This window comes from Methylophaga sp. UBA2012, assembly GCF_002335235.1.
In the GTDB taxonomy this organism is placed as follows: domain Bacteria; phylum Pseudomonadota; class Gammaproteobacteria; order Nitrosococcales; family Methylophagaceae; genus Methylophaga; species Methylophaga thalassica.
Window position 1 is genome coordinate 219,499 of the sequence record NZ_DDCG01000005.1, and the last position, 18,460, is coordinate 237,958.

The 18,460-nt window shown below is 43.8% G+C and carries 25 protein-coding genes; 11 read left to right on the forward strand and 14 right to left on the reverse strand.

The features are described 5' to 3' along the window. Positions 1-297 (forward strand): ferritin-like domain-containing protein, encoded by a 297-nt coding sequence (locus B2248_RS05870; RefSeq protein ID WP_273182397.1) that lies wholly within the window; start codon positions 1-3, stop codon positions 295-297. Here the strand turns inward: B2248_RS05870 and B2248_RS05875 are convergent. Continuing rightward, positions 294-1,058 carry a TatD family hydrolase gene (locus tag B2248_RS05875; protein ID WP_273182395.1) on the reverse strand — a complete coding sequence of 255 codons (765 nt, stop codon included), beginning with the start codon at positions 1,056-1,058 and terminating at the stop codon, positions 294-296. The genes B2248_RS05870 and B2248_RS05875 overlap by 4 nt on opposite strands. A 37-nt stretch (positions 1,059-1,095) precedes the next feature. Here B2248_RS05875 and B2248_RS05880 point away from each other — a divergent pair, with 37 nt between their 5' ends. Then, the gene (locus B2248_RS05880) at positions 1,096-1,539 is read left to right on the forward strand and encodes a hypothetical protein (protein WP_273182394.1); all 444 of its coding nucleotides are present in this window, start codon (positions 1,096-1,098) and stop codon (positions 1,537-1,539) included. A 17-nt stretch (positions 1,540-1,556) separates the two neighbouring features. Further along, positions 1,557-2,027, forward strand: a complete 471-nt coding sequence (locus B2248_RS05885; protein ID WP_273182391.1) for a hypothetical protein — start codon at positions 1,557-1,559, stop codon at positions 2,025-2,027. Here the strand turns inward: B2248_RS05885 and ggt are convergent, their stop codons facing one another. Then, entirely contained in the window at positions 2,028-3,692 is a 1,665-nt protein-coding gene (gene ggt / locus B2248_RS05890; RefSeq protein WP_273182389.1) for a gamma-glutamyltransferase, read from the reverse strand. Position 3,693: 1 nt separating this feature from the next. Beyond that, the gene (locus B2248_RS05895) at positions 3,694-4,686 is read right to left on the reverse strand and encodes a rhodanese-related sulfurtransferase (RefSeq protein ID WP_273182387.1); all 993 of its coding nucleotides are present in this window, start codon (positions 4,684-4,686) and stop codon (positions 3,694-3,696) included. A gap of 176 nt (positions 4,687-4,862) precedes the next feature. Between B2248_RS05895 and B2248_RS05900 the strand changes: the two genes are divergently transcribed. Beyond that, complete coding sequence (locus tag B2248_RS05900; protein ID WP_273182384.1) at positions 4,863-5,279, forward strand: hypothetical protein; 417 nt, start codon at positions 4,863-4,865, stop codon at positions 5,277-5,279. Here the strand turns inward: B2248_RS05900 and B2248_RS05905 are convergent. The 4 genes from B2248_RS05905 to B2248_RS05920 are packed head-to-tail and all read right to left on the reverse strand — an operon-like array spanning position 5,276 to position 8,500. Then, the gene (locus B2248_RS05905) at positions 5,276-5,818 is read right to left on the reverse strand and encodes a YcbK family protein (RefSeq protein ID WP_273182381.1); all 543 of its coding nucleotides are present in this window, start codon (positions 5,816-5,818) and stop codon (positions 5,276-5,278) included. The genes B2248_RS05900 and B2248_RS05905 overlap by 4 nt on opposite strands. Positions 5,819-5,863: 45 nt before the next feature. Beyond that, positions 5,864-6,823, reverse strand: coding sequence for a FecCD family ABC transporter permease (locus B2248_RS05910; protein WP_273182379.1), 960 nt, complete (start codon positions 6,821-6,823; stop codon positions 5,864-5,866). Further along, positions 6,820-7,593 (reverse strand): ABC transporter ATP-binding protein, encoded by a 774-nt coding sequence (locus B2248_RS05915; protein ID WP_273182377.1) that lies wholly within the window; start codon positions 7,591-7,593, stop codon positions 6,820-6,822. Before B2248_RS05915 ends, B2248_RS05910 begins: the two co-directional genes overlap by 4 nt. Next, complete coding sequence (locus B2248_RS05920; protein ID WP_273182374.1) at positions 7,586-8,500, reverse strand: ABC transporter substrate-binding protein; 915 nt, start codon at positions 8,498-8,500, stop codon at positions 7,586-7,588. The genes B2248_RS05915 and B2248_RS05920 overlap by 8 nt, the downstream gene beginning before the upstream one ends. 60 nt (positions 8,501-8,560) lie before the next feature. On the opposite strand from B2248_RS05920, the gene B2248_RS05925 reads away from it, so the two are divergent. Together B2248_RS05925 and B2248_RS05930 are read left to right on the forward strand one after the other, a co-directional pair. Next, positions 8,561-9,100 carry a hypoxanthine-guanine phosphoribosyltransferase gene (locus B2248_RS05925; protein ID WP_273182372.1) on the forward strand — a complete coding sequence of 180 codons (540 nt, stop codon included), beginning with the start codon at positions 8,561-8,563 and terminating at the stop codon, positions 9,098-9,100. Then, a complete protein-coding gene (locus tag B2248_RS05930; protein ID WP_273182369.1) occupies positions 9,101-9,847 on the forward strand; it encodes an S-methyl-5'-thioinosine phosphorylase in 747 nt (248 codons plus the stop codon). Here B2248_RS05930 and B2248_RS05935 read toward each other — a convergent pair. After that, positions 9,844-10,479: a CsiV family protein gene (locus B2248_RS05935; protein WP_273182367.1), complete on the reverse strand. Its 636-nt coding sequence runs from the start codon at positions 10,477-10,479 to the stop codon at positions 9,844-9,846. The genes B2248_RS05930 and B2248_RS05935 overlap by 4 nt on opposite strands. A 142-nt stretch (positions 10,480-10,621) precedes the next feature. Here B2248_RS05935 and B2248_RS05940 point away from each other — a divergent pair, with 142 nt between their 5' ends. From B2248_RS05940 to B2248_RS05955, 4 genes are read left to right on the forward strand one after another with little or no spacing between them, the layout of a single operon-like run. Next, the gene (locus B2248_RS05940; RefSeq protein ID WP_007145822.1) at positions 10,622-11,545 is read left to right on the forward strand and encodes an SPFH domain-containing protein; all 924 of its coding nucleotides are present in this window, start codon (positions 10,622-10,624) and stop codon (positions 11,543-11,545) included. Positions 11,546-11,547: 2 nt separating this feature from the next. Next, on the forward strand, positions 11,548-11,988 hold the full coding sequence (locus B2248_RS05945; RefSeq protein WP_273182365.1) for an NfeD family protein: 441 nt from the start codon (positions 11,548-11,550) through the stop codon (positions 11,986-11,988). A 1-nt stretch (position 11,989) separates the two neighbouring features. Then, positions 11,990-12,592 carry a histidine phosphatase family protein gene (locus tag B2248_RS05950; protein WP_273182362.1) on the forward strand — a complete coding sequence of 201 codons (603 nt, stop codon included), beginning with the start codon at positions 11,990-11,992 and terminating at the stop codon, positions 12,590-12,592. Further along, entirely contained in the window at positions 12,589-13,761 is a 1,173-nt protein-coding gene (locus tag B2248_RS05955) for a cupin domain-containing protein (protein ID WP_273182359.1), read from the forward strand. Before B2248_RS05950 ends, B2248_RS05955 begins: the two co-directional genes overlap by 4 nt. Here the strand turns inward: B2248_RS05955 and B2248_RS05960 are convergent. Next, entirely contained in the window at positions 13,758-14,273 is a 516-nt protein-coding gene (locus B2248_RS05960; protein WP_273182358.1) for a zinc ribbon-containing protein, read from the reverse strand. The genes B2248_RS05955 and B2248_RS05960 overlap by 4 nt on opposite strands. Before the next feature lie 71 nt (positions 14,274-14,344). Here B2248_RS05960 and B2248_RS05965 point away from each other — a divergent pair, with 71 nt between their 5' ends. Next, entirely contained in the window at positions 14,345-14,848 is a 504-nt protein-coding gene (locus B2248_RS05965; RefSeq protein WP_273182356.1) for a disulfide bond formation protein B, read from the forward strand. Between the two features lie 88 nt (positions 14,849-14,936). On the opposite strand, the gene infA is transcribed toward B2248_RS05965, so the two are convergent. The 5 genes from infA to recR are packed head-to-tail and all read right to left on the reverse strand — an operon-like array spanning position 14,937 to position 18,457. Next, on the reverse strand, positions 14,937-15,155 hold the full coding sequence (infA, locus tag B2248_RS05970; RefSeq protein WP_007145816.1) for a translation initiation factor IF-1: 219 nt from the start codon (positions 15,153-15,155) through the stop codon (positions 14,937-14,939). Between the two features lie 55 nt (positions 15,156-15,210). Continuing rightward, on the reverse strand, positions 15,211-15,912 hold the full coding sequence (locus B2248_RS05975) for an arginyltransferase (protein ID WP_273182354.1): 702 nt from the start codon (positions 15,910-15,912) through the stop codon (positions 15,211-15,213). Continuing rightward, on the reverse strand, positions 15,909-16,631 hold the full coding sequence (gene aat / locus B2248_RS05980) for a leucyl/phenylalanyl-tRNA--protein transferase (RefSeq protein ID WP_273182351.1): 723 nt from the start codon (positions 16,629-16,631) through the stop codon (positions 15,909-15,911). Before aat ends, B2248_RS05975 begins: the two co-directional genes overlap by 4 nt. Positions 16,632-16,634: 3 nt before the next feature. Beyond that, the gene (locus B2248_RS05985) at positions 16,635-17,825 is read right to left on the reverse strand and encodes an EAL and HDOD domain-containing protein (protein WP_273182348.1); all 1,191 of its coding nucleotides are present in this window, start codon (positions 17,823-17,825) and stop codon (positions 16,635-16,637) included. Positions 17,826-17,857: 32 nt separating this feature from the next. Further along, positions 17,858-18,457: a recombination mediator RecR gene (gene recR, locus B2248_RS05990; RefSeq protein WP_007145812.1), complete on the reverse strand. Its 600-nt coding sequence runs from the start codon at positions 18,455-18,457 to the stop codon at positions 17,858-17,860. Between the last annotated feature and the right edge of the window lie 3 nt (positions 18,458-18,460).

Sequence of the window (18,460 nt, forward strand, 5' to 3'; positions counted from 1 at the left end):
ATGGCCGGTTCAAGTGAAGGCTATCACGAACCTATTGAAGAATTATCCAATGAAACTCGCGATATGCATCGTGCCATTGTTTCATTGATGGAAGAACTTGAAGCTGTTGACTGGTACAACCAACGGGTAGATGCCTGTCATGATCCGGAATTGAAAAAGATTCTGGAACATAATCGTGATGAAGAAAAAGAACATGCTGCGATGACTTTGGAATGGATTCGTCGTCGTGATCCTAAGTTTAATGATCAGTTGAAAGACTATTTATTCACGGAAGGTGAAATTGGTCATCACGATTAAGAAAGATGAAACACTCTCTGGCAGTTGGCTGTGGTAGCCGCTGCCAGCGATTGCTCTGATACCTGACGAAGTTCCGCCAGCATGCTTAAAATCATGGGAAGTCGTTCTGGCGTATTTCTCTGCCCTTGATAACCCGCCAGAGGCATATCCGGCGCATCCGTTTCTAGCACAATATGTTTTTCTGGCAATTGACTAAACAAGCTTTTCAATTTGTTGGCCCGAGGATAGGTAATGGCGCCACCAGCCCCAAATAAAAATCCCAGTTTTTGATAATGCTCTGCCTGCTGCAGGCTACCATTAAAAGCATGCACAATGCCGCCGGACACCTTAATTTCTCTCAGCAGTTTTAACACTTCATCATGCGCTTTGCGCACATGAAGAATCACTGGCAAGTTGAATTCAGCAGCTAATTTCAGTTGTGCTTTAAATAGCTCAGTTTGTGCATTTTTGTCAGCATCGGCAATAAAAAAGTCGAGACCGATTTCACCAACCGCAATCGCTTTGTTCTGTATTAATGCTGTGCGTAACTGATCAATATGCTCAGGCTTATGCTCTGCCATAAACATCGGATGTAAGCCCAAAGCCAGCCTAAGCGCCGGATACTGGGCACACGTTTTAATGAGTTTTGGCCACTGGGATACAGTAACGCCGGGTACGATGATCTGTTGGATGCCGGAAGAAGCACATTCAGAAAGAATTTTTTCTCTGTCTTCATCAAAAGCATCAAAATCAAGGTGGCAATGACTGTCTATCAGGTTCATCATAAAGCTATATTAGCAAATGTTAATGGATGAAATGATGAACAATGATATAAAAGAAGCCAGTCTGCCGCACGAACGAATGATGATCAATCTTGCCTTGTTTCATTTATTACTTCCTGTGGCTGCATTCAGCTCCGGGCATATTGCCTGGATTTTGAGTGTTGCACTGATTGGCGCTTTAGTCAGCATAGGCTGGATTGCCTGGAAAGCCAAGTTTGCTCAATATGATACTGTGTTGATTCAGCAGCATTGGCAGTTGGCATGGCGACATGCTCAGTGGTTGCTTATCAGCTATGGTGTGTCTGCTCTGATTATGCTGGTGGCTTGGCTGCTTTCGTCTGTTCAGCCGGATCACAATATGGCGACCATTATGCTCGTGGTGTTTAGCCGAATTGCTGCTGTGCCTATTTTATTGATGGTTTTAGTTTTATTTATGTTGGAAATGACCGCTTTATCTGATGCACGCAAAGGTGCGAAATAATCAATAGGGGAGTCTTTATGTCTGAAACTGATAACACTGCACATCTCGCCAGTCAGCCGCATGAGCGGATGATGTTTAATATCGCTATCTTTCACTTTTTATTACCTGCCGTTCTTTTTGCCACTGAAAATCTGTGGCTGATCTTTGCTGTGCCGATCGCTTGTTCACTGATGATGATTTTATCGATCTGGATTCAAGCGCATAGACCAGCCAATAAAACAGCGCTGGTATTAGCTCACTGGCAGTGTGCATGGCGACGTAGTCGTTTTCTTATCGTGTCCTATGTCGTCTCACTCGTCTTATTTATTATCGCCTGGGCGGTGTTACAAGGACAGGAAGATCCGAATATGCGAATCATTCAGCTTGCTGTTATTGGCTGGTTTTGTCTGATCCCGATTTCACTCACCGTGGTGGGTTTGATTATTTTAGAAACCAGCGCATTAGCGCAAGCCAGAAAAGGCATCATGCCGCAAAAAATGCGGCTGTGATTATTTTTTCAGCGTGGTGACTGTCGCCTGACCTTCACCACGAGGATCGCTGGCCGCACTCAGTGTGCCGTTATGTTTGTCTTGGATGATAATGTGCATATCACCGTACTGGCGTGACAGCGGGCTGATGTAATGACCACGTTGTTTCAGTGCATCCAGTTCCTGCTCACTGAATCCGACATTTTCTACTTGCACTTCATCTGGCAAATATTGATGATGATAACGCGGTGCGGCAACGATAGCTTGTGCAGTTTTGCCTTCGACAAAATCAAGCACGCTGAGTAAAACCATACTGATAATGCGACTGCCACCAGGTGTGCCAGTAATTAATAACTCATCGTTATTTTCGACAAAGGTCGGTGTCATACTCGACAGCGGGCGTTTATAGGGGGCGATAGCATTGGCTTCATTCCCTACCAAACCATAGACATTGGCAGCACCGGAAGGGGCAGAGAAATCATCCATTTCATCATTCAATAAGACCCCGGTACCTTCTGCAACAAAGCCTGAACCAAAGGGGTAATTCACACTTAAGGTCGCGGCCACCCGGTTGCCCTGACTGTCCATTATGGAAAAGTGAGTGGTGTCTTCACCTTCAATGGTTTTGTCTGCGACATCTGAACTAGGCGTAGCATGGACAGGATCAATCGTGTCACTGAGTTGTTTGCCATAGTCGACTGAGGTTAAGTAGTCAGGAATAGCTACAAAATCAGCATCACCCAGAAAACGACTACGATCTCGATATGCCCGACGCATAGCTTCGATCACCAGATGACGTTTTTGTGTGATATCTGTATCGCTTAAGTCAAAAGCAGAGAGCTGATTTAATGCATTAACCATCACTATACCGCCGGAAGAAGGAAGTGTTGCAGAGGTGATGGTATAACCTTGATAGTGACCTTTTATAGGCTGTCTGAGTTTGACTTCATAACGCTGTAAATCATCTAAAGTCCAGATGCCACCTTGTTGCTGAACAGCTTGCACTAAACGCTCGGCTATCTCGCCATGGTAAAAACCTGCTTTGCCTTGTTCGGCAATGCTATTAAGAGTATGCGCTAAATCAGGCTGTTTAATGATAGTGCCCGCACTGGGGACTTGCCCATACTTAAGAAACTGCTGACGGCTGGCAGCATATTGCTTTAATACCGGCAACCGAAAGCGCGCCATATCTGTGTAGTGCTGACCCGCTGCGAAGCCTTCCAAGGCATAACGAATAGCCGGTGCCAGGCTTTGTTTAAGGGGCAGTTTGCCATAGTGTTCGCTTAGATAAACGATACCGGCAGGCACACCGGGAATGCCGGCAGCAAGTGGGCCATTGAGTGAACGTGATTGTTTAAACTCGCCTTGTTTATTGAGATACATATCTGCACTGGCTTTACCCGGTGCCATTTCACGTCCATCTAGCATGATATCTTTATTGGTTTCTGCCTGATGCAGCAACCAGAAACCGCCACCACCCAGACCTGAACCTGCTGGTTCGACTACGGCTAAGGCGGCAGTAACGGCTACAGCGGCATCAAAAGCGTTGCCGCCTTGTTGTAGAATTTCAATACCTGCTTGTGTGGCTAATGGGTGAGCAGTGGCGACAGCAACATCATGTTCGCTAGCCCAGACTGGATTAAACCCTAAACAAAAGCTCAGACAGAGAAGGCGGAGTAGATACATATCAAGCCTTTTTATTGGCTGCCTGACGATCTAATTCGCGACGACGTTTTTTCTCTGCACGATGTTTTTCAACTGCTTCCTGAGTTTCTACACCGATATGAGCTTCACCACGTTGTCTGGCTAGTTGAATTTGCTTTTCGCGCTCAGCATAACGGGCTTTTTGTTCCGGTGTGGTTTTGTCGTAACAATGCGGACAGCTCACGCCTTTTTGATAAAGCGGGCTTTGTTTTTCTTCTTCAGTGATGGGCAGGCGGCAGGCGTGACATTGGTCATAATCGCCCTTTTCCAAGTTGTGATTCACCGTGACGCGATCATCAAACACAAAACATTCACCTTCCCACATGGATTCTTCTGCGGGGACTTCTTCCAGGTATTTCAGAATGCCGCCTTCCAGATGGTATACCTCTTCAAACCCTTGTTCTTTGAGGAATGCGGTAGATTTTTCACAGCGAATACCGCCGGTGCAGAACATGGCGACACGCTTGTGTTTTTCAGGATCCAGATGCGATTTCACATAATCAGGAAACTCTCTAAAGCTCTCTGTTTGTGGATTAACTGCGTTTTTGAAAGTACCCACCTGAACTTCATAATCATTACGGGTATCGATTAATAACACATCTGAGGCAGAGATCAGTTCGTTCCACTGTTTGGGTTTTACATACGTGCCGACGACTTGTTTTGGATCAATACCTTCTACACCCATGGTGACGATTTCTTTTTTGAGTTTGACCCGGGTACGCATGAAGGGCGCGGTATCCGTGAAGGATTCTTTGTAACTTATCGGGTCCAGTCGCGGATCCTGTTGCAGATAAGCCAGCAAGGCATCGATGGCTTCTCTTGAGCCTGCAACGGTGCCGTTAATACCTTCTTGTGCCAGCAATAATGTGCCACGAACCTCGTGTTCGAGCATGAAATCAAGTAACGGCGCTTTTAACTCGGTGTAATTGTCTAGCGTGACAAACTTATATAACGCACAAACGACAATATGGGACATGGTGTTTCCTGAAACTGAAATAAATCTCGTTATTTTACGTTTATTTAACGTCGCTGTCCTGCTATGAATAATTCATAAAAAATAAGGCAAATTTACCGTGCTGACTGATGAATTTCAGCGCTAATATTTTTGTCAGATAATTTTGATAAGCAGCTGCATAACACAAGGGTGTTGGTATGAACGCAATGGAAGAAAGAGAACAGCTCAAACACTATAATCAAAAGTGGCAGGAAGATGATCAGCGCTGGCAGCAGGAAATTGAACACTGGCAGCACTCAACACAGCGTATGGTGGCGCTCATTTACTTACTGGAAAAATCCTTACCAGAGCATTCATCAAGTATTGAAAAACATAAACAACGTATCGATGAGCACAATACGGAAATCGTTCGTTATGAGTGTGGCCTTGATGAACATTGTTTAACGACTTGCCCGAGCCATATCGATCTGGAAAAACATCAGAAAATGCATCGAAAAATGCAGCTAAGACATGAGGAAATGAAAAAACAGCATGAGCGCTTTTCCCGAAATTATCAGAAACAAATGCAGCGTGTCAGGGAGCTGGCAGAGCGATTACTGAACGAGTTAGATTAACCTTTCCAGTGCCGTGGCCGACCGGTGTCGAGATGGATAAAATTCGATTTTGGATAATACCCTACACCACCGACATTCAACTCTAGTGCTGCTTGACGCAGTTGACTTAGTTCCACATCAGCTAAGCGCACATCAATTGCTTTACCGACCATATGCAGACTCTTTTTGGCCACACCATCGCTGGTTTTTCTGAGCATGGAATTCGTTTGACTGGAGCGATAACCAGAGATGATTTGAAACGGTTTTTTACTCTCGACTTTTTTATGTAATACGTTAAGTAAATCAATCAGATGTCGGTCGATGGGCATTTGTTCACCAGTTCGATGATCACGCAGAATATGATTGACCTGTTTCAGTGCTTCGGGCTGATAAAACCCTTCTTCCCAGTAGGTCAGCTCAAGTTTTTCACCGGTATGCAGATTATCAAAAGCAATATGTCTGGGCGGCTGTTTTAGCTTTTCCGCCAGTGATAAAGGCGCATGTAAAAGCAATGTTGAGGTTAGTCCCCATTGTAGAAACTGTCGTCTTGATGTCTGCATCAGCATAGCCCTTTGAGATCTTGGCAGAGAGTAGCAGATCCTGAATTAACGTTGTCGACGTTTAATTAACAGCCACAGAAAAAATGGGCCGCCCAGCAGGGTAGTAATAACGCCGACAGGGATTTCTGCGGGAGCAATAAGCAGTCTGGCAACAGCATCGCACAGAATTAAAAAGCCACCGCCAAACATAAGGGTTGCAGGTGTCAACCAGCGATGATCGGTACCGATTAACAATCGACAGATATGCGGCACCATCATGCCTATAAAACCAATCGGGCCACATAAGGCGACAATGCCACCCACACATAAAGAGGTGGAGAAAAATAACAGGTAACGTACCTGTTTTACTGAAACACCACGACTTAAAGCGATATCGTCACCGGCCATTAACAGGTTTAATTCACGGCTCAGCCATAAAATGATAGCCGTACTGATTGTCACTATCGGAATAAGCTGTAATAGCGAGTGATAACTGGCTGAACTCAATCCTCCCATCAGCCACCGCATGATCATAAAAGAATCGGTCATATCACTGAGGTATTGAATAAACAAAATCAGACTGGAGAAAAAGAAACTGGTCGCTACACCGGTGAGTAGTAAGGTTTCACTGGAAAAACCACGTTGTAATTGGCTGATAAAAAAGACAAAGGTAATGGCGACCAGCGCGCCAATAAAAGCACCTACGGTAATAACGTCAAATCCAAGTAATGTGACATTTAATCCCAAAAATACTGTACAAGCTGCGCCAAAAGAAGCGCCACTGGCGACACCGAGTGTAAAAGGCGTGGCTAAAGGATTATGAAACATGGCCTGAAACACCATGCCACAGAGGGATAAGCCTGCACCGGCAACAAAGGCAAACAACACCCGTGGCAGGCGAATATCCAGCAGAATTTGTTGTTGAACAATCACATTTTTAATATCACCTAGGCCTATCCAGGGTGCAGCAAAAGCAACGACAAAACTGCTCAGGGTAATAAGTATCAATTTATGCAATGAGGTCATGGTGTTTCTGCCATTGCAAATAAGCGCTGATTAGTCGGATGTACAACAAAGGTAAAATCTTGCTGGTAGAGTTGCTTCAGTCGCTGTTTATCGAGTAATTCCGGGCCGCTGCCTTGCCACAAGACTTTCCCTTCGCGTAACGCTAATACCTGTTTATCAGGATGTGCGGCATGATTAATATCATGACTCACTTCAATAACGGTCATCTGATGTGTTTTGTTGAGCTGATTAATCAGCTGATGGATTTCTACCTGATGGTGAGGATCAAGATAGCTGGTGGGTTCATCCAACAATATGAGCGGTGTTTGTTGGCTTAAGGCGGCCGCAATCATCACGCGCTGACATTCACCGCCGCTAAGGGTTTTCATCAGGCGTGTGCGAAATGACTGGGTGTCAGTAATCACCAAGGCTTCTTCAATAGCCAGTTGATCTTGCTTGGACCATTCTGATAATGGGGAGTGATAGCTATAACGTGACATCTTCACAAACTCTTCAACGGTGAAAGGTAATTCCCGACCACTGTTTTGAGGCACATAACTCATCAATTGTGCCCGCTCACGTTGTTTGTATTGCTTGATATGACGTTGATTCAGGGTAATTTGACCGGAGTGAGGAGCTTGAATACCCATTAGGGTTTTCAGTAAGGTACTTTTGCCTGAGCCATTGGGACCGACAATGACCCAGTAATCGCCATCAGAGATATCAAGTTGAATATTCTCCAGCAATATTTTGTCCTGGATGTGTACTGAGAGGTTTTTGACCTTAATCATTGAGCTGATGATCCTGCCAGTCCAGTTCTGGATGTAATAACTGCGCCATCTCAGGTAATAATTTAAAAATCCGGGGGCCGGGAATGCTCGCATAATCATGTTCAATGATATAAATCCGCTGCTGTTTTACTGCATTGACATTGCGCAGGGATTGCCATTGCTTGATGACCTGTTTCATATCGGATTGATGATCTTTTTGTTCCGGAAAAACGTCAATAATGGCATCCGGATTCATCCGAATAATCCCTTCTGCTGATACGGAAGGGACTTTAACTGTGGTATCGGTGTATACGTTAACACCGCCGGCAAGTTTAAGTAATTCATTATAAAAGTCATGTTGTCCGGCAATATAAACTGTATCAAGTTGATCGCTATTTACATAGTGAGCGATACCCACCAAGGTTCTGACCGGGACAAGGCCACGGACTTTGTTGTGTACGTAGTCAATCTGAGCCTGAATGCTGGTAAGTAATTTATCTGCTTCGTTTTGCCTGTCAGTCAGATCCGCTATTTTTTGAATGGTTTCTTTAATATCAGCAATCGTCGAGTTATCAAGTACTAAGGTTTTTATTCCTAATTGTTCCAACTGTTGTTGTCGCTGCTGCTGACCGTTTAACATAATGACCAAGTCGGGTTGCAGACGGGTAATGGCTTCAAGGCTGGTATTGGTGTAACTTCCGACGCTTGGTAAAGCTTGAGCTTGTGCTGGATAATCGCAATAATCGGTGACCGCGACAACATGATCTCCCAGGCCTAATGCAAACACGGTTTCTGTCAGGCTAGGTGATAAGGTAATGATCCGCTGATAGTTTTTTACTGTTGATAAAGGCTTCTGTGCATTATCTGCGAGTAGCCAGACGATGCAAAAAATCATTATAAACACGACTAAAGGCCAGAAACGGCGCATAAATTATCCTAAGCACAAATCGGTCATTATAAGGCCTGAATTACAATTAGAGAGTATGCAATGACAGAGTATGACGAACTGCTATCCAAGTCGGATTTGCTTTTTGATATGGACCAAATAAGCGCCGCACTGGATAGTCTGGCAAAGCAGTTACAGCAGGATTACGCCGATAAGCTACCGGTCATGCTGTGTGTGATGAATGGTTCGGTTATCACTGCGGGTCATTTATTACCTCGCCTGAACTTTAAGCTGGAACAGGATTATATTCATGCTACGCGTTATGGTGATAAAACCGTGGGTGGTGATATTCGTTGGCAAGCGAAACCCGTCACCCAATTACAAGGACGGCATGTGGTACTGATTGAAGATATTTTTGATGAAGGTGTGACCTTGGCTGCACTGAGAGAATATTGTGTCGGTGAAGGGGCTGCTTCAGTGAAATGTGTGTGTTTATTTGATAAAGACCACAATAATAAAGTTGGCATTCGTCCTGAATATATTGGTCTAACGGTACCCAACCGCTATGTATTTGGATTTGGTATGGATATGGGTGGTTTTTGGCGTAATCTGCCCGCTGTATATGCTCTGAAGGAGTCGTAAATGCGTTTATTAGGCATCATTGGCGGAAGTGGTCTGACGCAGTACCCAGGTTTGGAAATAACGGAACAAAAACACGTCGAAACACCTTATGGTGATCCCTCAGCAGCGATAAAAATAGGCACGTTGAACGGTAAACAAGTGGCTTTTTTACCACGTCATGGCGATCGGCATAATATTCCGCCGCATCGCATTAATTACCGGGCGAACATTCATGCATTGAAAACCATCGGTGTCACCGATATTTTGGCTGTTGCCGCGGTGGGCGGTATTACAGATAAGTTTGCACCGGGTGTATTGGCTGTGCCGGATCAAATTATTGATTACACCCATGGTCGGGAACAAAGCTTTTTTAGTGAACAATTCCGCGCTGATAATCATATTGATTTTACCTGGCCTTATGATCGAGAACTGCGTGAAATATTATTAAAAGCTGCGGCTGATGCGGGCCTGACAGCTTTAGATGGTGCAACATATGCCGCGGTTCAGGGCCCGAGACTGGAAACTGCTGCGGAAATTCGTCGTTTAGCAAGAGATGGTTGTGATTTGGTCGGGATGACAGGAATGCCGGAAGCCTGCCTGGCCAGAGAAGCTGAGCTTTCTTATGCGACATTGGCTGTCGTGGCTAATTGGGCAGCGGGCATTACAAATAATGTGCTGACAATGGATGAAATTCAACAAACCCTTGCCGGTGGCATTGATGATGTGAAAACCATCATCGCCAATGTGATGAAACAGCTATCAGGCTAGTTTTCAGGTAAAGAATAAGTTTCCGGTGTTTTTGATACCGCTGAAGCCGGTGTCGCTACCGGAACAATCTCCAGAATGGCTGCCACACGTGGGTGATCAAAGTAAATTAAGTTTTTACTACGGATACGACGAATTTGGCTCAGATGTGGGTTATTGGGGTAGGTTTGTGATTCAGTCGCTGTGCCAGTACTGCTGACAGGCAGATTACCGTTTTCTTTAAACCAGACATCAATATCAGCATGCAGATAATTAACCCGATACAGTTTGATTTGGCCTTCGACCAGACCATTACTTGAATTGATTTGAATACTTCTTGCACTGCCTTTACTCATAATCGGTTGTTGCCAGGCTTGGTGGTAGAGCACGCGATAATTGGACGCATTATTGAGTCGTGATACAACGCCAGATAATAAACCGGTACCAGCCGGTTTGATGAGATTGTTGTTAGCACTCGGACTTAAGCTGCCATTGTTAATGGCGCGCATTTCAGGCCAGTGTTCAGCATTTGCACCACTATATCTTTCGAAAACCACTAATTCTGCTTTATACCACTGTTGAGCTGCTGCAGAGGTGCTTACCATTGAAAGCAGGAATAAGATAAACAGTGAAAAAAACTGTGCTTGTGTTTTCATAATGACTCTATTCGGGAAGTATTTCTATGTATTGTCCACTGAATAAAACCTATTATTCAAGTGATAAACAATCTGAAGTAGCAATGCTGCTATTATTTGAACAATATGTTTGATCAATGTCGATGAACGAGAGGGTGTAATAATGGATGGATTTTCTAGTTTTGTGTTAATTATTGTTGTGTTGATGGTGGTCGTCATCATGATGGGCGTCAAGGCAGTTCAACAGGGACGCGAATATACCGTTGAACGTTTTGGCCGTTACACTAGAACATTATCGCCTGGCTTGCATTTGATTGTACCTGTCATTGATCGAATCGGTGCCAAGATAAATATGATGGAGCAGGTGCTGGATGTGCCTTCTCAGGAAATTATCACTAAAGATAATGCCACCGTGCGCGTAGATGGTGTGGTCTTCTTTCAGGTGATTGAAGCGGCTAAGGCAGCATACGAAGTCAGCGGACTGGATAACGCTATCTTAAATCTCACCATGACCAATATTCGTACCGTGATGGGCTCTATGGATCTGGATGAATTGTTATCAAAACGTGATGATATCAATGCGCGGTTACTCAACGTTGTGGATGACGCCACCACACCTTGGGGGGTCAAAGTCACGCGGATTGAAATCAAAGATCTGGAACCGGATCAGGGACTGGTTGAGGCGATGAGCCGCCAGTTAAAAGCAGATAGAACAAAACGTGCATCTATTCTGGAAGCAGAAGGGCATCGTCAATCTGAAATTTTACGTGCAGAAGGTGAAAAGCAGGCCGCAGTATTAGAAGCGGAAGGTCGTCTTGAAGCCGCTATGCGTGATGCTGAAGCGCGTGAACGTCTTGCCGAAGCGGAAGCAAAAGCCACCATGATGGTGTCAGAAGCCATTGCGAAAGGTGATGTTCAAGCCATCAACTACTTCGTCGCACAAAAATACGTGGAAGCCTTAAAAGATATGGCTTCAGCCGATAATCATAAAATCATTATGATGCCACTTGAAGCCAGCAATGTGATTGGATCCGTTGCCGGTATCGCGGAACTGGCAAAAGAAGCGTTCAATAAAAAAGGAGCGTAATCATGCCCTTTATTGTTGATTTCTGGCATTGGTGGATATTAGGTGTTGGCCTGATTATTATCGAAATACTGTTGCCAACATTTTTTGCTTTATGGATGGGAATTGCTGCGTTTATAACGGGGCTATTCCTCTTACTTTTTCCAGACTTATTGTGGCAATATCAGTTATTAATATTCGCACTCTTATCGATAGTGAGCATTCTTGTCTGGCGACAGTATTATCGCGATCATCCTCTGTTAAGTGATCAACCTAATTTAAACAAGCGTGGCGAGCAATATATTGGTCGTATCATTACTTTACAAACCCCTATTGTTGATGGCGTCGGTAAAATAAAATTGGATGATTCAACATGGAAGATACAAGGCGTTGATAGTCCCGTAGGTAAAAAAGTCAGGATTGTGGCTTTAAACAATGTGGTATTTACCGTGGAGTCTATCGACTGAAATGTCTGTGACCACGATTGATTTATTACGACATGGTGAGACGGAAGGTGAGGGTGTTTATCGTGGTCAGCTGGATTATTCGCTGACTCGCATGGGGCGTGAACAGATGCGAGCGCATCTGAAAAATGACTTGCCCTGGCAGCAGATTATTACTTCACCTTTAAATCGTTGTGCCAGCTTTGCTGAAGAGCTGAGTCGTGATACCGGACTTTCTCTGACGTATGTTCCCGGGTTTATCGAAATGGGGTTTGGTGAATGGGAAGGTAAAACTGCTGACGAAATACAGAAAACAGATCAGCTACGGTTCTTTGCTTTCTATGAGGATCCTATACGTAATACACCACCACAAGCCGAGTCGTTAATGGTGTTTCAACAGCGGTGTATAACTGCCTGGCAGGACATGCTGCAACAATATCAGCAACGTCATATCTTGCTTGTGACACATGCAGGGGTTATTCGTTTATTGTTGGCACATATTTTATCAATGCCGCTTGAAGCCGTATTTCACCTTGATGTGCCCTATGCCTGTCTAAGTCGAATCGAAGTCTATCTTAATGGCAAAAATGAATTTGCAAGATTGTTATTTCATGCAGGACAGCTATGAGTGAGTTTTTTAATACCGGATTGTCTCAACAGGCTTTTTTAGATCAATACTGGCAAAAAAAGCCATTACTGATCAGACAAGCTTTTCCTGACTTTGAGTCTCCGATTACACCTGAGGAACTGGCTGGTTTTGCCTGTCAGGATGATATCGAGTCCCGTCTTATTGAAGAACATACTGAGTCTGGTCCCTGGAAGTGTCGCCATGGCCCTTTTAGCGAAGATGATTTCTCCGAATTACCTGAGTCACATTGGACACTTCTGGTTCAGGATATGGATAAACATGAACCTGTTTTGGCTCATATAACACGTCAGTTCAGCTTTATTCCCGAATGGCGGCGTGATGACTTGATGATAAGTTATGCACCTGCAGGCGGAAGTGTAGGGCCACATACAGATGGTTATGATGTATTTTTATTGCAAGCCAAAGGTACAAGGCGCTGGCAAATAGGTGCTGAGCCCATATTAGATACTGATTTAATCGATGGTTTAGATCTGAAAATTTTGGCTGAGTTCAATGCAGATGAAAGTTGGGAGCTCGAACCCGGCGATATGCTTTATTTACCACCACACTTTGCACATCATGGTGTTGCCATGAATAACTGTATGACGTTTTCTATTGGTTTCAGGGCGCCAACACAAACAGAAGTGTTAGATGCGTATCTACAGGAACTAGCAGAGTCGGTTGTTGGGGAAAGGCATTACAGTGATCCTGATTTGCGTCTTAATGTCAGTGAGACGCAAATTGATGGGGCAGCGATCGCACGTTTTAAACAAAGTCTGATTGATACTATTAATCATTCTGACGCGCTTTTACAGTCTGCATTAGGCCGTTTGGTCACCCAGACTAAACCCTCGCTGGAATGGTTGGCTGATGAATATCATACTGATGATAATACCCTGTCAATATCTGCCCAGTTTGAAGCGGGAGTAGAGTTACAGCGTAACCCATATATTCGATTAGCCTGGACAGCTGCTGAGCAAAATATTTTCCTGTTTGTTGCAGGAGAAAAGTTAGTTGTTGATCCATCGTATAAGGCGGTTGTCGATATACTCACCGGCAGCTCTGCAATTAAAGGTGAACAATGGCGATTACTTCAGCAGCATGAAGGAGCCGAGCGGGTACTGAGTTCTCTTGTTGAACACGGTGCATGGTACTGGCTAAGCCGTTAGACCAGTTTTTTCCTGTTAAAGGTAGTTTTATGACATTTCGGACAGGGTGGGATACGGCTTGTTTTCTTAAAGTGCATTTCACAACCACACGATTCACAATAGAGCGTGCCGATGCCGGTAATTTCCCCCGTGTGATATTGCTGTGATTTTTCGGCTTGTTGGGCGAGCTGTTCTAATTCCAAGCGAGTTTTATCAGCCACGCTAGCAAATAATTCGAGCATACGTTCTTCGACAAGCTGTAAGTCAAAGGTCAGCCAGTTTGAAAATGTTTTGCCTGATGATTCAAGATACTCAGCCGCATCATGTAAGTCACGGCGCAGATAAGCCGCTACTTTTTCTGCTTCATCATGTGTTAACTCTTTTAATTCGATGGCTTGTTGTTTGGCTTTATCAAGATTACGTTGAAGCGTCGGTAGCGCCTGTTGTTCCGCATCATCCAGCAAGTCGTCCAGACGTTCCATCATTTTGTCGTAGGCAGCGGTCAGTTTTTTTTCGAAATTTTCGTCATTCATCTCCGTAATCCTTTTATCCTTGCGTTTTTTAGGTTAACTTAACACAGATTAATTGACTTAAGGAGTCTGTTTTGAATTCATTTCGTGGCGTCTTTCTCGTTGGGTTTCTGGCCTGTTTGAGTATGTTGCTTATTGCTGGTTATTTTCAGTTTATCGAGCATTTAGAACCCTGCCCTTTATGTATATTGCAACGAGTCATGGTTTTTGTCGCTGGTGTGTTCTTTTTAATTGGCGCCATTCATAATCCAGTTACGACGGGACGACGGGTATACGGCTTTTTAGTCTTATTAGCTGCTGGAATCGGTGCGGCAATATCTGCACGTCATGTATGGATACAGAATCTCCCAGAAGATCAGGTGCCTAGTTGTGGTCCTGGATTGAATTTTATCTTGGAAAATTTTCCATTGAGCCAAGCTGTTGATATGGTGCTGAAAGGGTCTGGAGAGTGTGCTGACGTATTGTGGACATTCCTCAATCTAAGCATTCCAGCCTGGGCCTTCATTGCTTTTATTGTGATGTGTCTGGTGGGCTTAAAACAGCTGTTTGGACATCATAAACATCCTGACTTCATCTGAACTAATTTTAATTCAGATGAAAATCATGGAGGGTTCAGAGTTTATTGTTTTTTCGCTGTGCCACATGAGGTGGCATAAGGAAGAAGTTTTAGCGAGCGCGGTAGACGATGCGACCTTTGGTTAAGTCGTAAGGTGTTAGCTGGACAGTGACTTTGTCACCAGTGAGAATACGAATATAGTTTTTACGCATTTTTCCTGAAATATGCGCTGTTACCACATGACCGTTTTCCAGTTCGACACGGAAAGTGGTGTTAGGCATGGTATCAATTACTGTGCCTTCAAACTCAATATGTTCTTCTTTTGCCATAAACTCTAATGTTCTTAAATTAAAAAGACCATTTTGCCGTAAAATCACTGATTATTCAAAGTTTTTTATCTAACTTCTTCCAATCTGTGTAATAACCTTCCAATCCTGAAAAGTTTGTTTTATATGACATTTTAGGACTTTCAGCTATCCAGTAACCAAGATAAAGCCATGAAAGATCATAGTTTTTTGCTAATTCAATTTGTTTAAGAATGGCAAATGTACCTAGACTTCGTTTGGCAAGTTCAGGATCAAAAAAAGTATAAAAAGCAGAAGCTCCATCAGCAACGAAATCAGTTACGGCAACGCCGATCAGTTTATTTTCCAGCCAAAATTCAAGAAAAGCCGTGTCACACCAGCTACTGGTAAGAAAGTTCGTATAGCTAGATGGGGTGGGGTTATCCATGCCACCGCCAAGATGACGACCTGCGATATAACGCTCATATAATTCAAAATGCACCGAGCTATATTCAGCGGGATGAATTCTAGTCTGTACGTCTTGATTTCGCTTTAAACAGCGTTTTTGACTTCTGTTAGGTTTAAATTCTTTTATATTGATGCGCACAGGGATACAGGAATCACATTCCGCGCAGAAAGGACGATAGATGTGATCGCCACTTCTTCTGAATCCATGTTGAATAAGGTGACTGTACAGATGTTTGCTAGCCGGTTTATTGGGATCCGGATACAGATTCCTTGCTTGTCTGCCGCTTAAATATGAACAGGCATGTGGTTGATCTTGATAAAAATTCAGGCTCATAGTGAGTAAGGTAAATCAGTGTCTAACTGCCATTGTTTAGGTGGTGTTTCATCAGCGCATAGGGGGCTAAGTTTTTTTATAAACTGAGTTCGGGAAATTTCTTCTGCCCCCATACGGGATAGATGATCGGAATAAATCTGGCAATCAATCATCGGCATATCCCAACGTTGTAATTGTTGACATAATGCGATGAGCGCTACTTTTGAGCTGTCAGGCACAAAACTAAACATAGATTCACCAAAAAACGCTTTGCCTATGGATACACCATACAACCCACCCACTAGCCTATCATCTTGCCAACACTCAATACTATGGGCATAACCCTGGTGATGTAAATCTGTATAAGCGTCGATCATATTGCTGTGTATCCAGGTTCGATTATCTGGATCGGTTGGCTGATTCTGGCGAGGCGCTGAACAGGCTTTCATGACTTGCTCAAAAGCCTGGTCGATAGTCACCTTGAAAACACCTTTGCGTATGACTTTATTCAAGCTCTTGCTGATATGTACTTTATCGGTAAACAGCACCATTCGAGGATCCGGACACCACCATAAAATCGGATCATTTTTATTAAACCAGGGAAAAATACCGTGTTGATAAGCTTTTAATAATCGTGTTGCTGATAGATCTCCCCCCGCAGCCAATAGGCCATGTTCTGTTGCTTTTTCTACAGGTGGGAAAATACTTTCAGGGCTGGCGGCCAACCATGTGATAGACATAACTTAATCTTGTAATTGTATGGTGAGTTGTTTTGCCCATTGAATAGATTCTAAATAGGTTCTGACTAATATTTCTTTGGGAATGGGAGACGATGATACTGTTTCCCAGTCAGCTTGTTCGTAACTAAGTGTATCAGCTAATGCTCTACCTGCAGGGCCTTGTTTATCAATCAGGGCAGTTTTGAGTTCTGCAGTCAGCGGTAAGGGTTCAATAATATCGGCAAGTGAGCTATCCAACATTGCATCAAGTACTGACAAAAGACCAACGGTGAAAAACATATCAGAATGGCCTTTATAATATTTGGCAAGCAGTTCACACATTCTGCCACGAAACATGGCTACATTACGTAGTTCATTGGGTTTATCATCCATACCTGACAGGCATAATAAGCTTGCCCAGGTTTTGATTTTATTTAAGCCCAGCATGAGAATGGCTTGCTTGGTACTTTCCACTTTTTTTGGCAAACCAAAAAAAGCTGAATTGATCAAACGCAGGAGTTTATAGCTCAGACTAATATCCTGATTGATAATGTCGGTTAAATCTTCAGTTTCTACATCCTCTTCCTGCAGCCTGACTAACAAAGACATTAAGGTCTGAGTCGAAGGGTGCAATGGCTGTCCAGCATGTTTGTCTGGTTTGGTATAAAAAATACCTTCTAACAGATCCAGCCGGTGAGACTTGCAGTAATGATACTGTTCAATATCATTAACATTGATAGCGCAGAGAATGTCATGGTGCTGTCGCCATGCTCGAATATCACTCTCGCTGAGTTGTTGAAGATTATCTAACGCGAGATCGATCAATAAGGTCTGATGGTCATGACCATTTGCCGATGTATTTAATCGTTTAGCATATCTAATGGCACCGTTATGCTGTGAAGAGGGGAGTGAATTACTATTAATATCAAGCGTTAACGATGCGCTTATTTTAGGAAGCGCAAGCAATGCCTGCTGCCATGAGTGCGGAATGGAGAGAAGCGCGTTTGGATTGTGATTGATATCTAAAATGATTTCAGGCAGATGTTGGACAAAGTCAGGAACTGCACTATCGTCATCTAACTTTTCGCCATTTTGATCGAAAAAGCTAATGTGATAGCCGGCAACATCCAGTTCATCATTGATGAATAAGGGCTGACGATGAATTAAACCTGAGAAGGTTTTTAATTGTTCTAATGCAACTACATCCTGCGCCATAAGCAAATGCTCTCTCTAAGCTAGCCATCACCTCAAAGCGACTCCCTACCTGAGAATGCGTGAGAAAGGGTGCTGCTGTCAATAAATTCAAGCTCCCCCCCCAATGGAATTCCATGAGCGAGTCGACTGACTTTGATATTGCGGGTTCTGGCGAGTTCACCAATGAAGTGAGCTGTTGCTTCACCTTCAATAGTGGGATTGGTGGCTAAAATAACTTCTTCTATTGTATTTTTGTCCAGCCATTCAATGAGCTTTGGAATACCTAAAGCATCGGGACCGATGCCATCCAGCGGTGATAAATGTCCCGATAACACAAAGTATTGTCCCTGGTATTGAGTCGCTTGTTCAATGGCCAATACATCACTCGGCATTTCGACAATACACAAGATATCTTGTTGTCGTCTGTCATCATTACAACGTGAGCAGAGTTCTGTTTCGGACAGAATTCTACAGCGTTGGCAATGTTTAACATTGTCTAATGCATGAGAGAGGGCTTGAACCAGACGCTGGGCACCATCGCGATTGCGTTCAAGCAGATGAAAGGTCATGCGCTGCGCTGATTTGGGACCAACACCAGGTAAACAACGTAAAGCGCTGATAAGCTCATCAATACTGGGACCAAGCTTTGCCATATT

Coding starts and splice junctions, on each gene's coding strand:
- B2248_RS05870 (WP_273182397.1), top strand. CDS start 1: ATGGCCGGTTCAAGTGAAGGCTATCACGAACCTATTGAAGAATTATCC.
- B2248_RS05875 (WP_273182395.1), bottom strand. CDS start 1,058: ATGAACCTGATAGACAGTCATTGCCACCTTGATTTTGATGCTTTTGAT.
- B2248_RS05880 (WP_273182394.1), top strand. CDS start 1,096: ATGAACAATGATATAAAAGAAGCCAGTCTGCCGCACGAACGAATGATG.
- B2248_RS05885 (WP_273182391.1), top strand. CDS start 1,557: ATGTCTGAAACTGATAACACTGCACATCTCGCCAGTCAGCCGCATGAG.
- ggt (WP_273182389.1), bottom strand. CDS start 3,692: ATGTATCTACTCCGCCTTCTCTGTCTGAGCTTTTGTTTAGGGTTTAAT.
- B2248_RS05895 (WP_273182387.1), bottom strand. CDS start 4,686: ATGTCCCATATTGTCGTTTGTGCGTTATATAAGTTTGTCACGCTAGAC.
- B2248_RS05900 (WP_273182384.1), top strand. CDS start 4,863: ATGAACGCAATGGAAGAAAGAGAACAGCTCAAACACTATAATCAAAAG.
- B2248_RS05905 (WP_273182381.1), bottom strand. CDS start 5,818: ATGCAGACATCAAGACGACAGTTTCTACAATGGGGACTAACCTCAACA.
- B2248_RS05910 (WP_273182379.1), bottom strand. CDS start 6,823: ATGACCTCATTGCATAAATTGATACTTATTACCCTGAGCAGTTTTGTC.
- B2248_RS05915 (WP_273182377.1), bottom strand. CDS start 7,593: ATGATTAAGGTCAAAAACCTCTCAGTACACATCCAGGACAAAATATTG.
- B2248_RS05920 (WP_273182374.1), bottom strand. CDS start 8,500: ATGCGCCGTTTCTGGCCTTTAGTCGTGTTTATAATGATTTTTTGCATC.
- B2248_RS05925 (WP_273182372.1), top strand. CDS start 8,561: ATGACAGAGTATGACGAACTGCTATCCAAGTCGGATTTGCTTTTTGAT.
- B2248_RS05930 (WP_273182369.1), top strand. CDS start 9,101: ATGCGTTTATTAGGCATCATTGGCGGAAGTGGTCTGACGCAGTACCCA.
- B2248_RS05935 (WP_273182367.1), bottom strand. CDS start 10,479: ATGAAAACACAAGCACAGTTTTTTTCACTGTTTATCTTATTCCTGCTT.
- B2248_RS05940 (WP_007145822.1), top strand. CDS start 10,622: ATGGATGGATTTTCTAGTTTTGTGTTAATTATTGTTGTGTTGATGGTG.
- B2248_RS05945 (WP_273182365.1), top strand. CDS start 11,548: ATGCCCTTTATTGTTGATTTCTGGCATTGGTGGATATTAGGTGTTGGC.
- B2248_RS05950 (WP_273182362.1), top strand. CDS start 11,990: ATGTCTGTGACCACGATTGATTTATTACGACATGGTGAGACGGAAGGT.
- B2248_RS05955 (WP_273182359.1), top strand. CDS start 12,589: ATGAGTGAGTTTTTTAATACCGGATTGTCTCAACAGGCTTTTTTAGAT.
- B2248_RS05960 (WP_273182358.1), bottom strand. CDS start 14,273: ATGAATGACGAAAATTTCGAAAAAAAACTGACCGCTGCCTACGACAAA.
- infA (WP_007145816.1), bottom strand. CDS start 15,155: ATGGCAAAAGAAGAACATATTGAGTTTGAAGGCACAGTAATTGATACC.
- B2248_RS05975 (WP_273182354.1), bottom strand. CDS start 15,912: ATGAGCCTGAATTTTTATCAAGATCAACCACATGCCTGTTCATATTTA.
- aat (WP_273182351.1), bottom strand. CDS start 16,631: ATGTCTATCACATGGTTGGCCGCCAGCCCTGAAAGTATTTTCCCACCT.
- B2248_RS05985 (WP_273182348.1), bottom strand. CDS start 17,825: ATGGCGCAGGATGTAGTTGCATTAGAACAATTAAAAACCTTCTCAGGT.
- recR (WP_007145812.1), bottom strand. CDS start 18,457: ATGGCAAAGCTTGGTCCCAGTATTGATGAGCTTATCAGCGCTTTACGT.